This window comes from uncultured Mucilaginibacter sp., assembly GCF_937859865.1.
In the GTDB taxonomy this organism is placed as follows: domain Bacteria; phylum Bacteroidota; class Bacteroidia; order Sphingobacteriales; family Sphingobacteriaceae; genus Mucilaginibacter_A.
The window spans coordinates 22,012-35,206 of sequence record NZ_CALMAT010000033.1; the positions used below are offsets into that span (position 1 = coordinate 22,012).

Below are 13,195 nucleotides of genomic sequence, written 5' to 3' on the forward strand. Positions count from 1 at the left end.
TGAGGCGGTGAATCAGGAATTCTTTGCACAAGTTGTTAGTTATGGTTTTTAATACAGAATTATTGCCTTACAAGTCAATAGGTATGTTAGCGGGCTTTAATACGAACGGCAAAACCGGGCGGACAAACCCCGGCCATTTATAAAGCCTATTGTCGTTTTCGCGGTAATCGGCCACTTCAAAGAAAAGACATGCATCAAATTTGTATAGAAAATGAGAAGTATTTTCCATAAAAAAAAGCGAAATAAAATAGGAGCCGTCGTTAAGAAAGTTTGCAGGAATAGTGCATTCCCCTTCGATGACCCCTTTATCAGATAATACAGGTTGTGTTGGAATACTAAAAATACATTCTCCTAATAAAGTATAAAGCGTTAAGTCTGTTGATAAATTGATCTGATCACTAAAATTATAAAATTTAAATTTAACAGTAAGGGCAGTACGAACGGTGATAGGTTCTAAAGGACTTAGCAAATCTGGCACCAGTTCGACCGAAAGGACTTTAATCAACTCGTTTCCGGGTGCTTCTTTTACCGTATCATATTTGTATTTATTTATCGAGTTTTTTTGAAATGCGCCCAGGTAATGGTTAACTACTTCTTTTACGTCGCCTTGCGCATATACCCTTCCTTTATCCAACCAGATTGCTTTTGAACAAAGTTTATTGATTGCATTTATGTTATGGCTAACGAACAGGATTGTACGTCCTTCTTCGGTTGAAACCTGCCCCATCTTGCCCAAACATTTTTTCTGGAACTCGATATCCCCAACCGCCAAAACTTCATCAATAATCATAATGTCTGTTTCTAAATGCGCGGCAACAGCAAACGCCAAACGGACGTACATGCCTGATGAGTATCGCTTTACGGGTGTATCTATATAACGTTCTACACCTGCAAAATCTACGATTTCATCAAAACGTTTTGTAATTTCTTTTTTGCGCATCCCCAAAATTGCGCCGTTTAAGTATATGTTTTCCCTTCCGGTCAATTCAGGGTGAAAGCCCGTACCAACTTCCAGTAAGCTGGCAATTTTACCTTTTATTTTAACATTACCGGATGTTGGAGTGGTTACCCTGCTTAATATTTTTAACAAAGTACTTTTTCCGGCACCGTTGCCGCCAATAATCCCAACTGCTTCGCCATGTTTAATCTCAAAACTTACGTCCTTTAAGCTCCAAACCACATCGCTGCTGCCTTTTTTGGTCCTGTCGTTTACTTCTCCTACCGTTAAAAAAGGGTCTTCTTTGCCACGTACTTTTGCAAACCATCGTTCCAGGTCACGTGAAATCGTACCTGTTCCGACCTCGCCTAAACGGTAAACTTTTGAAAGATTTTCAACTTTAATTACTGTAGACATGTTTTTTTAAATTATGAAGTAGTTTTATCCTGCAAGCATCAAAACTACTTGTACGGCTGAATAGAAATTGTGTATCAAATTTATACACAAGAAACGGCAAAATGAATCAGATACTTGACTTAACCAGTTTTTGTACCTGCTTAAACTTTAATAAATGCATGAGGTAAAAGCGGTACATCCAATAATAAGTCCTTAAATTTTTATGCATTCTAAAAGCCCCTTCTGCCTGCAAAAAAGCAGCCTCTTTATTAGTCAACAATAAACTGTTTGCCACTTTGATACAAAATATAGCATAATATATAAGCGCTTCTTTTTTAAGCTTTCCTTGGTGTGATACCGGAAGGTAACCTTGGATGATATCAACTACTTTAACAATATCATGGATATTTTGGCCGCTTAAAAACGAGCCATGGCTAATCCCCGAGTTGTAAGCAACGCGGTAATGAGCCAAATTTTTGGGCGAGTAAGCTACCGGAAAACGGGATGCAATCCTGGCCCACATTTCCCAATCTTCGCCGTAATGTACGGCATAAAAACTGCCAATAGTTTCGTAAACGCTTCTTTTTACTACAATTGCAGGAGGCTGTATCAACTGACGGCCAGCTATTTTAAACAGAAAATCTTTGATTATTCCCGGCTTTTTTAACAAGATAGGATTATCAATATCTAATTTATTGCTTTGCCCGTCAATAAAAGAAAAGTTGGTAAAAGCAGCGCCCGCATCGGGATTTGCCAAAAACAAATTTTCTATTTCCTGGTAAAAACCCTGTTCTACATTGTCGTCTCCATGCAGCAGATGCACCCAATGCCCGTTTGCCCGGTTTAAACAGGTTTCAAAATTCCGTAAACTGCCCCTGTTTTGTTTTTGCTTAAAACATTTTATCCTTCCTTTTCCCAATGCTTCAACCAAAGCAGCAACATTGCCGTCGGTGCTGCAATCGTCCACCACCTCTATCTGCATTTTCGCCTCGCCGGGGTCTTGAGAAAGCACACTTTTTATCGTATCGCCTAAAAATGCAATACAATTGTAAGTCGGTATCATGACTGACCATTGCGGACGCGCTAACTCATCAATAGCAGTTACCGGCAATATTACAGGTGGAGCGTCAGGAATCCGATCATTCATAGTATGTTTTGCAAAACAGGTATCGTTAGTAACAATTAAAAAAATTATACTACAATATTATCAACAATAATAATATTAACAAATGTAATTGGTTAGTAAACAGCTACAATTAGGGCAATGGAGATCGGGCATTTAAAAAACAATACAATAATAATATTTTTTAATAACGTTTATGTGCTTCTTCAAATTTTATTCGATGTGGTTTGCATACTTCTTTTACGCCCAAAAAAACAGCAAAGTTTCTACACTTTTAAACATTGTAAAAACAAACTTAAAAAATATAGGCATAAAAGAAGCATTAAAAAAATGCGGTTACTTGTTTAATTGTATTTTTTGAACGATCAATCCGAAAAAACACAAACTCAACTATTAAATTTACTTTTGCGGATGACTTTGGACGAACGCATCGAAAATTCTGTAACGCGTGTTTTTAAAACCGTATTTCCCAACACCACCAACCATTACGATACGCTTTTTGGCGGCACGGCCATGATGATGATGGACGAAGTAGCTTTCATAACGGCCACGCGTTTCAGCCGCAAAAGGCTGGTTACGGTTTCTTCGGATAAAATCAATTTCACCGTCCCGATTCCGGCTGGGACGATTATGGAACTAGTTGGCCGCGTAATTTATATTGGCCGCACAAGCATGAAAGTAATGGTCGAAATTTTTGTCGAGCAGATGTACGAAGATGTGCGTTACCGCGCCATTCACGGCGAGTTTACTTTCGTAGCTGTTGATGAGCACAAAAAACCGACACCAATTTTAGGCTGATAAAAGAAGCATGATGGCAAATAGTTTATTGCTGATAGTTCATAGTTCATTGCTGATAGTTCATGGTTTAAGGCAGAAGCTGATTGCCGAAAGCCGAAAGCTGATAGCTAATTTCCAAAACCCCAAACCTCCTACCTTATGCCCCAGTATTTTATCATTGATTTCGACAGTACTTTTACCCAAGTTGAAGCACTTGACGAACTTGCCCGTATTTCGTTAAAAGACCATCCCGACCGGGAAAAAATATACAAACAGATTGAAGATTTGACCAATGCAGCGATGGAAGGCCGCCTGTCGTTTACGGAAAGTCTGGCCAGACGCGTAAAGCTGTTGCAGGCCAACCGCGCTCATTTAGATTTATTGGTGAAGCATTTGCGCAAAAAAGTGTCGGCTTCTTTTTCGCGCAACCGCAACTTTTTTAAAGAACACCGCGATGAAGTTTTAATCGTTTCGGGCGGCTTTAAAGAATTTATCACGCCGGTGGTAACCAAATATTTTATCAAAACCGAAAATATTTATGCCAATACTTTTGTGTTTGATGAACGCGGAAACATCATTGGCTACGATCCAGAAAACCCGCTTTCGCAGGAAGGCGGCAAGGTTAAGCTGCTGCGCGAACTTAATTTGCCGGGCGAACTGTTTGGCATCGGCGACGGGCATTCGGATTTTCAATTGAAAGAATTTGGGCTGATTAAAAAGTTTTTTGCATTTACGGAGAACATCGAACGCAAAACGATTGTAGAAAAAGCCGATTACGTTACGCCCAATTTTGATGAGTTTTTGTACATCAACAAGTTTTCGCGCGCTATTTCTTATCCCAAAAACCGCATTAAATGTTTGGTTGTTGGCGATGTTGCCGACGAAGCCGTAATACAATTGGGAAAAGAAGGCTATAACATCCGCATCCGCCCAAAAATTGAAGACAAATATTTGCAGGAAGCCGGGATTTTGTTTTGCGATGAAGACACGCAGCCAACGGAACAGCAATTAGAAAAAGCCGGACGCCTGAAAGTGATCGGTTGTTTTGGCAAAGCAAACCGCAACATCTGCGATTTTGCCTGCGAAAAAGGCATCATCATTTTTGATGACATCAAACACAACCCGCGCAACAGCGATTTTATCCCGAAACGGGTGATGGATTTTATGAACGAAGGCAAAACGCATACAAGTGTCAACTTTCCAGATCTGCAGCCGCCGCGTGTGAATAATGCGCATCGGTTAATCCATATCCATAAAAACGTTCCGGGAATTTTGGCCAAAATCAATGCTATTTTTGCCCGCCATGAAATCAATATCGTTGGCGAATTTTTGGTAACCAACCCGCGCATTGGTTATGTAATTACCGATGTAAATGCAGGTTACGATCCGCAGGTTTTAACAGAACTTAAAGGGATTGAGCACACGATTAAATTTAGGTTGCTGTATTGATTGGCTACGCTGTCATCTCAAAACGAAGTGAAGGTCTTCTTTTAAACAAGAACAATAAATTTAGGTGGTAAAAGAAGCATGGCACCTTTTGCATTGCAGAAGATTCCTTCCTTCGTTTCAGAATGACAAAACTCATTAAGCTTTTGCTACTTCCGGTGCATTTATTTCGCTCAATTGCATCGGCACTAATTTTTTTGTCCTAAAAAAAGTAGTCAAAACCACAATCAAAGTCATGGTTCCGCCAAAAATAACCGAAGTAACTGTTCCCATCAAACGTGCCGTAACGCCGGATTCGAAAGCACCGATTTCGTTAGAAGAACCGATGAACATGGAATTTACGGCAGAAACCCGGCCACGCATCTGATCCGGAGTGAGCAACTGCATAATGGTTGAGCGAATTAAAACACTCACGCTATCAAAAGCACCCAGCATAAACAGGCAAAAAAGCGACAAGTAAAAGTTTTTTGAAAGCCCGAAACAGATAATCGAAATACCAAAACCGGTAACGGCAACCAACAAATTTCGCCACGGTTTTCCCATGGGAGAAATGCGTGTCATCGCCAGCATGGTTAAAACAGCGCCAACAGAATCGGCGGCACGCATCAACCCAAAACCTTCTGCGCCTACTTTCAAAATATCGTTGGCAAAAATCGGCAGTAAAGCCACGGCCCCGCCAAAAAATACGGAGAACAGGTCTAAACTTAATGCGCCCAGCAGCATTCGGTTTCCAAAAACAAAACTAATGCCTTCGGACAGACTTTTGTAAATGCTTTCTTTAGGCACAAATTCTGGTTGATGGCGTTTTAAAGTAATAATGGCAATAATAGCAGTCGTAATAAAAACCACCACAAAAGAAAAAGTAACCGAGATACCTAAATGATCAAACAGCAAACCTCCAGCCAGCGGACCTAAAACAGAGGCAGTTTGATAAGCCGAACTGTTCCAGGTAGAAGAATTGGGATACAATTCGCGTGGGATGATTCTCGTCATTACAGAAAAAGCCGTTGGTCCGTAAAAACCACGCGCCAAGCCGATAAAAAAGATCATGGCATAAATGACGACTACAATATGTTGGGCACTCAAATAAGTTCGTGCAGTAGGCAGTGTTACGAGCAGCATAATGCCGGAGCAAACCCACATCACCGAAAAGATCATCAGCAACAAACCTTTTTTCTCCGATTTATCGGCCACATAACCGCCATACAAAGCAATACCGATGGAAGGAATGGCTTCGGCCAAACCGATCATCCCTAAAGCCAAAGCGCTTTTTGTTAACTGGTAAATGTAGTAGCCAACAATAACGGCCTGCATTTGGTAGGCAAACGTTAAAAAGAAACGCATGGCGAGGTAAGAACGGAACTCCTTAAAACGGAGCGCGGCAAATGGATCGGGTTTGGTTACGGGTTGGTGATCTTCGTCGGACACAGACACTAAATTTTATGTGGTAAAAGAAGCATCGTTGCTTCGGTTTTGTTTTTTAAAATGTTAAACCATGCTGGTCAATCAGGTAAATTAAAGCTGCAATAGAGGCTGCGCCTAACTCCAGTTCGCGCTTGTTTACGTTCTCGAAAACGTCTTTAGCGGTGTGGTGTATATCAAAATAACGCTGCGAATCCGGCCGAAAACCAATTAAAGTGATGCTTGGCCTAGTTTCTTTTAACGGTTCGATATCCGTTCCGGCACCGCCTTTGGTCAAGCGTTCTACTTCATAAGGTTCCAATAACGGTTTCCAGTTTTTAATCATTCCTTGTAAAACGTTTGACTGAATACCGCTGAAAGAAAAACCGCGTGGCGTAAACCCACCTTCGTCTGTTTCGATGGCCGCCAAATGTTTTTCGTTGTTTTTTTGCGCCAGCTCGGCATATTTTAAACCGCCTTTGTGGCCATTTTCCTCATTCATAAATAGCACGGCGCGAATAGAATGTTTAGGCCGATAACCTAAAGCTTTAAAAATCCGCAGCACTTCTACCGATTGCATCACGCCGGTCCCGTCGTCGTGTGCGCCTTCGGCCAAATCCCAGGAATCCAAATGTCCGCCAACGGTGATGAATTCGTTCGGGTTTTCCGTTCCTTTCATTTCGCCAACAACATTATAAGAAAGCACATCGGGCAAAGTCTGGCAGTTTTGTTTAAGGTAAAACTGAAGGCCTTTTTGCTGCTTTAACATTAAACTCAACAAATTTGCACCTTTGGTAGAAATGGCCGCTGCCGGGATTTTGTTTCCGCCTTCTTCGTAAGCCGTTGCGCCGGTATGCGGATAATCGTCTATCATTTCTGTCATCGAACGGACGATCACGCCAATTGCGCCGTATTTGGCTGCTTCTGCCGGGCCTCGAAAACGCTGGTCGCTTGCTGCACCGTAAGCGGCGCCCGTTTCAATAAAACGCGGATCGAACGGACGGTTGTAAAAAACGATTTTGCCTTTTATTGCTTTTTCGCCCAAAGTTTTTAATTCCTGGATGCCTTGCACTTCAATCACTTCCGCTTTTAAACCTTCTTTTGGCGTGGCTACCGATCCGCCAAGCGCAACTACCGAAACTGAAACTTGCTGGTTGCCCGATACTATTTTTGCCTGCTCTTTTTCGCCCCGAACCCAATGTGGCACCATCACTTCCTGCAAAAAAACGCGGTCGAAACCGTATTGCTGCATCAATTTTTTTGTCCAGTCAACCGCTTTTTGTGCGTTTGCAGATCCGCTTAAACGCGGCCCAATTTGCTTGCATAAATATTGCAAGTTTTGGTAAGGTTGGCCGTTGACCAACTCTTCATCAAAAATTTTTCTGAGATAAACCGAATCCGGGTTTTGGGCAGATGCGGCCAATGTACTGCCAAGCAAAAAAGAAAGTAGAAATTTGAACTTCATAAAAACAGCTTTATCAGCAAAGTTAAAATTTGTGTAGGTTTTGTAAAACGGCTCAGGAAATTTTGTTCCAGCTTAAACCTTCGTTTTTTTGCGCGAAATGTTGCTGCAGCAATTGGTTTTTAGGCAGCAACAATTGCGGGTCTTCTTCAAAAATTGCTTCAACCGCTTGCCGTGCTTTGAGCAAAATTGGCTGGTCTTCCACCAGATTCGCTATTTTTAAATCCAGCACACCGCTTTGCTGCTTGCCTTCGATATTGCCCGGGCCACGCAGTTGTAAATCAATTTCTGCTATTTCAAAACCATCGTTTGTACGCACCATCGTTTCCAACCGTGTCCGCCCATCTTTGGATAATTTCTCGCTGCTCATCAAAATACAGTACGATTGTTCGGCACCACGGCCAACCCTGCCGCGTAGTTGGTGCAGTTGCGACAGGCCAAACCGCTCTGCATTTTCAATAATCATCACCGAAGCATTTGGCACGTTTACGCCAACTTCGATTACTGTTGTGGCAACCATAATTTGCGTTTCGCCTTTTACAAAACGCTGCATTTCAAACGCTTTGTCTGCTGCCGAAAGCTGGCCATGGACAATGCTGATCCGGTATTCTGGCAAAGGAAATTCTCTCGACATCACTTCAATGCCATCCATCAAATTTTTTAAATCCAGCTTTTCACTTTCTTTAATCAGCGGATAAACCACGTAAACCTGCCTTCCTTTGGCAATTTCTTGCTTCATAAAACCAAAAACACGCAAGCGACTGTTTTCATAAAAGTGTTTTGTTTCAATCGGTTTTCTTCCGGCCGGCAATTCATCAATGATGGAAATATCCAAATCGCCATACAAAGTCATGGCCAAAGTACGTGGGATTGGCGTGGCCGTCATCACCAAAATATGCGGCGGGATACTGTTTTTACGCCATAATTTTGCGCGTTGCTCTACACCGAAACGGTGTTGCTCATCAATTACCACAAAGCCAAGGTTTTTAAACTGCACTTTGTCTTCGATCAAAGCATGTGTACCAATCAGAATATGCAGTTTGCCGCTTTCCAGATTTTCATGGATCACCCGCCTTTCTTTTTTGGAAGTCGAGCCAGTTAGCAAGGCAAATTCCACAAAACCTTCGCCCAACAATTGTTTTAAAGATTGATAATGCTGATTAGCTAAAATTTCAGTCGGCGCCATCATACAAGCCTGAAAACCGTTATCAATCGCCAGTAAAATACTCATCAAAGCAACCACCGTTTTGCCGCTGCCCACATCGCCTTGCAGCAAACGGTTCATTTGAATGCCTTTTTGTGTATCAAAACGAATTTCTTTCAGCGTTCTTTTTTGTGCCGAAGTTAATGCAAAAGGCAGTTTGTGTTTGTAAAACTCGTTGAAGAAATAGCCAACGTTGCCAAAAACATTGCCTTTAAACTGCTGCGTCCTGAAGATTTTGTTTTTGAGCAATTTAAGCTGAAGGAAGAAAAGCTCTTCAAACTTCAAACGTTTGGATGCTTCTTTTAGCTGCATAAAATCAGCAGGAAAATGAATTTGCTGAAAAGCTTTTGCCCGGTCAATCAAATGGTTTGTTTGCCGCAAATATTCAGGCAAATTCTCGGTGATGTTTCTGCCGTATTGTTCCAGCAAAGCAGCAACCAGTTTTTGGATTCCTTTAGAATCCAACAAAAACTTCTTTAGTTTTTCCGTCGAATTGTAAGCTGGTTGCAAAGCCTGGCTCCCACTGCTTTTAGTTGGGTTTGCGCTGTAAAGTTCTGTTTCCGGGTGCGCAATTTGAAGTTTGTTATTAAAGAAACCCGGTTTCCCAAAGAAAACATAAACTTTGCCAACCACCAAATTCTCAAAAACACGGGCAATTCCTTGAAACCAAACCAATTCTATCGGTCCGGTATCATCCTGCGCAGCAGCAACCAAACGCCGCGCAGCTTTTTCGCCAATGATTTCTTTATGCGTTAGCCGGGCCAGAATTTGCACATATGGCATTTCTGCCGATGCTTCTTTTACCTTATAAAAACGGGTGCGGTCAATGTATTTAAAGGGGAAATATTGCAGCAGATCGCCGTAAGCAGCTATCCCCAATTCCTTTTTTAAAGCTGTGGCACGTGCTGCGCCAACACCTTTTAAATATTCAACCGGGGTTTCAAAAAATTTGTTCAAAAAAAATTGAATTATTACATACTGTTTTTATGCCGGTAAAAACAGTATCAACAGTTTTAGGAAGCTTTAATTGCAATGGCCGAAATTTCTACATTCACATTTTTTGGCAACACGGATACTTCAACCGTTTCCCGCGCCGGAAAATTTCCGGAGAAATACGAGCCGTAGATTTCGTTCACCAAAGCAAAGTTATCCATGTCCGAAAGAAAAATGGTGGTTTTAACGATGTGGTCAAAACTTAAACCGGCTTCGGTTAAAATGGCTTTTAAGTTTTTAAGAACGGTGTGGGTTTCTGTGGCAATATCGTCTGTCATCATTTTTCCTGATTGGGCGTCAATCGCAATCTGACCAGAAATAAACAGGAAACCACCGGCAGCAACAGCCTGGTTGTAAGGGCCAATGGGTTGCGGTGCATCTTTGGTATTGATAATCGTTTTCATTTTCTTTTCAATATAAACCAATCAATCAGTTTCCAGATTATGCCCAGCAAAAATATAATGATGGCCATTTTATTGATGAAATGCATTGCCCTCAGGTTAAAATTATCAGGCCTGTTTTTATCCTTTTTTCTGAAAAAATACATCGTACAAATATAAAAAAAGGGGTTCAGAAAAATCTGAACCCCTTTGTAAGAATTAATTGATTAATTACATACCAGACATTGCTGATTTGAATTCAACACGACGGTTTAACACACGTCCTTGTTCGGTTGAGTTATCAGAAATTGGATTAGTTTCACCGTAAGCTTTGATTTTTAAGCGCTTAGCATCCACACCAGAGTTAACCAAGTAAGTTTTAACAGAATTTGCCCTGTCTTTAGATAAGCGCATGTTGTGTGCGGCAGAACCTTCAGAAGAAGCGTAACCGTCTAACTCGATGGTCATGTTTGGATTGCTTCTTAAATCGGCAGAAGCTTTATCTAAGGTTGGGTAAGCAGACGTCCGCAATACAGAACTGTCAAACTCAAACTGAATGTTAGAATAAGTGCCTGGGGTAGAAGCAGCAGCAGCGGTAGTATCTGGTTTAGGGAATTTGATTTCGCAACCAGAACCATCAACAATAGTACCGGCTGGCGTACCAGGGCATTTGTCAAACTGATCAGAAACACCATCGCCATCAGAATCTTTTTTCAGGTCGTCCACTGATTTTTCAACATTGGATACACGGCCTTTTAAAGCTTCTACTTCCTGGCGCAATGTAGGATCTTTCAACTCGTCATACATCAGGGCAACTGGGTTAACCCAATCTAAGTTTGGTTTTGCCGGATTGCCTAAAGTAAATTCTAAACCACCATAGCCATAAGAAAATTTATCTTTTGTAGGGTATCTAACGTCAGCACCATCTAAATTATCGCCATCAACAAAGTTGGCTGTGTAGCCTAAGTTTAAAGCAATACCGTCTGTCAGCCTAACTTTTACACCTGCACCAACCGGGATAACTAATTCGTGGATATATTTATGTCCGTCGGCTGCATTGTTTTTGTAATCAACAACAGTACCGTTGGCAAGGGTAACTTTAGGGGCATAACCGGCATAACCGGCACCAGCCGTAACGAAGAAATTAATTACATTTTTTCTGTGGAGGTAATTGATATTACCTACATTAACCTTGCCCATCAGGTTGGCATAGTAAGCCAATTCTGTTTTAAAGGCACTAAAACCATCGCGGCTGCCATTTTGTGCACCGGAAATATTCCTGCTGTTGTCGCCGGAGATGGTACCGCGCATTACATTTAATTCCAGGCCAAAGGCATGTGCCAATTGCTCTCTTAACGAAATACCGTAACCCAATTCATAATTGTTTTTGGTAAAATCATTAGAACCGAAAAAAAGCGTTGGCGATAAAACACCAGCGTTTGCACCGATACTAAATGTTCTGTACTGGGCCTTTCCACCAAATACCTTTGCTGAACCAGGGGCGACGGTTGTAGTCGAGTCTGAAGAGGTTTGTGCATGTGCTGCAACAACTCCCATCAAAGACGCAATCGACAGTACGACTGTTTTCTTTAATGTAGAATAATTCATAGTTTTAAGATTAACGATTTTAATTGTGATTTTTTTTCCAAAAATAGTTATTAAGTTTGATTCGTTGTACCAAACTCCGTTCCATTTTATATTTAATTTTTTAAATTAACATATAAGATACCCATTCCTAACATAAGCTTTTGTTTTTCAATGAAATATGAACCTATAATTAATGATGTTTTCTATACGAACAGAAAGCGTTTTTGTTTGAAATTACAACCAAATTCATTAATCCTGCTTAATTCTAACGATGAGTTTCCGCGTAGCGGCGACCAAAACCACAGCTTTAAACAAAACGCCGACCTGTTTTATTTAACCGGGATAGACCAGGAACAGAGCATTTTGCTGCTTTTTCCCGATTGTCCCAATCCACTATACAAAGAAGTACTTTTTTTAAGACAGACCAACGAGCTGATTGCCGTTTGGGAAGGCCATAAATATACCAAAGAAGAGGCCGAAAAAGCATCAGGCATAACAACGGTTTTTTGGCTGCATGAATTTGACCAGATTTTGGCCTCGATTGTTTTTTATGCAGAAAACATCTACCTCAACACTAACGAAAACGACCGCTACCAGCATGAAGTGCCTTACCGCGACTTGCGTTTTATCCAAAAAATTAAGGAACAATTCCCGCTGCACCAGTATTACCGGACAGCGCCAATTTTCAGGGAACTGCGGGCGGTAAAATCGCAGGCCGAAGTTGAACTGATTGGCAAAGCCTGCCAGATTACCCGCGATGCTTTTTTTAGGGTGTTAAAATTTGTGAAGCCCGGCGTTGCAGAATACGAGATTGAAGCCGAAATCATCCATGAATTTATTCGGCAGCGCGGCAGCGGCCATGCCTACAACCCGATTATTGCTTCCGGCATCAACGCAACTGTTCTTCATTACAACGACAACAACCAGTTGTGTCGCTCCGGCGATGTGATTTTGATGGATTTTGGCGCCGAGTATGCCAACTACAATGCCGATTGCACACGCTCCATTCCGGTTAACGGCCGATTTACTGCAAGGCAAAAAGAAGTTTACCAATCGGTATTAACGGTGATGAAAGAAGCCACGCAGCTTTTAAAGCCCGGAACGGTTTGGAATACCTATCACGAAGAAGTGGGCAAAATCATGACTTCGGAACTGATTAAATTAGGTTTGCTAAACAAGCACGACGTGGAAAAACAAAACCCGGCCATGCCTTTGTACAAGCAATATTTTATGCACGGCACGTCGCACCATTTGGGTTTGGATGTGCATGATTTTGCGGGAAGGTACACGCCTTTTGCTGCCGGAAACGTGCTGACCGTTGAACCGGGCATTTATATCCCGGCCGAAGGTTTGGGCATTCGCTTGGAAAACAACATCCTGATTACCGAAAACGGCACTGTGGATTTGATGGCGGATATTCCGTTGGAAGCCGGGCATATTGAGGAGTTGATGAACCCTTAATTTATGCCGGTAAAAGAAGCATTTAATA

General features: G+C 41.7%; 11 protein-coding genes. 3 read left to right on the plus strand and 8 right to left on the minus strand.

Features of this window, described 5'->3' with window-relative positions; all coding sequences use genetic code 11:
- Positions 1–67: 67 nt before the first annotated feature.
- Together Q0192_RS03900 and Q0192_RS03905 are read right to left on the minus strand one after the other, a co-directional pair.
- A complete protein-coding gene (locus Q0192_RS03900) occupies positions 68–1,354 on the minus strand; it encodes an ABC transporter ATP-binding protein (RefSeq protein ID WP_299286364.1) in 1,287 nt (428 codons plus the stop codon).
- Between the two features lie 106 nt (positions 1,355–1,460).
- On the minus strand, positions 1,461–2,480 hold the full coding sequence (locus tag Q0192_RS03905; protein ID WP_299286367.1) for a glycosyltransferase: 1,020 nt from the start codon (positions 2,478–2,480) through the stop codon (positions 1,461–1,463).
- Positions 2,481–2,867: 387 nt separating this feature from the next.
- Between Q0192_RS03905 and Q0192_RS03910 the strand changes: the two genes are divergently transcribed.
- Positions 2,868–3,254 (plus strand): acyl-CoA thioesterase, encoded by a 387-nt coding sequence (locus Q0192_RS03910; RefSeq protein WP_299286463.1) that lies wholly within the window; start codon positions 2,868–2,870, stop codon positions 3,252–3,254.
- A gap of 138 nt (positions 3,255–3,392) precedes the next feature.
- The gene (locus Q0192_RS03915; RefSeq protein ID WP_299286370.1) at positions 3,393–4,682 is read left to right on the plus strand and encodes an HAD-IB family phosphatase; all 1,290 of its coding nucleotides are present in this window, start codon (positions 3,393–3,395) and stop codon (positions 4,680–4,682) included.
- A 135-nt stretch (positions 4,683–4,817) separates the two neighbouring features.
- Here the strand turns inward: Q0192_RS03915 and Q0192_RS03920 are convergent, their stop codons facing one another.
- The 6 genes from Q0192_RS03920 to Q0192_RS03940 form a co-directional block, all read right to left on the minus strand.
- Complete coding sequence (locus Q0192_RS03920) at positions 4,818–6,107, minus strand: MFS transporter (protein WP_299286373.1); 1,290 nt, start codon at positions 6,105–6,107, stop codon at positions 4,818–4,820.
- Positions 6,108–6,159: 52 nt separating this feature from the next.
- Positions 6,160–7,545, minus strand: coding sequence for a M20/M25/M40 family metallo-hydrolase (locus tag Q0192_RS03925; protein ID WP_299286377.1), 1,386 nt, complete (start codon positions 7,543–7,545; stop codon positions 6,160–6,162).
- Positions 7,546–7,597: 52 nt separating this feature from the next.
- On the minus strand, positions 7,598–9,703 hold the full coding sequence (gene recG, locus Q0192_RS03930) for an ATP-dependent DNA helicase RecG (protein WP_299286380.1): 2,106 nt from the start codon (positions 9,701–9,703) through the stop codon (positions 7,598–7,600).
- A 56-nt stretch (positions 9,704–9,759) separates the two neighbouring features.
- On the minus strand, positions 9,760–10,143 hold the full coding sequence (locus tag Q0192_RS03935; protein WP_299286383.1) for a RidA family protein: 384 nt from the start codon (positions 10,141–10,143) through the stop codon (positions 9,760–9,762).
- Entirely contained in the window at positions 10,140–10,286 is a 147-nt protein-coding gene (locus Q0192_RS18725) for a DUF6728 family protein (protein WP_366518133.1), read from the minus strand. The genes Q0192_RS03935 and Q0192_RS18725 overlap by 4 nt, the downstream gene beginning before the upstream one ends.
- Positions 10,287–10,350: 64 nt before the next feature.
- A complete protein-coding gene (locus Q0192_RS03940) occupies positions 10,351–11,727 on the minus strand; it encodes an OmpA family protein (RefSeq protein ID WP_299286385.1) in 1,377 nt (458 codons plus the stop codon).
- 150 nt (positions 11,728–11,877) lie between these two features.
- Here Q0192_RS03940 and Q0192_RS03945 point away from each other — a divergent pair, with 150 nt between their 5' ends.
- On the plus strand, positions 11,878–13,167 hold the full coding sequence (locus Q0192_RS03945) for an aminopeptidase P family protein (RefSeq protein WP_299286387.1): 1,290 nt from the start codon (positions 11,878–11,880) through the stop codon (positions 13,165–13,167).
- Positions 13,168–13,195 lie beyond the last annotated feature (28 nt).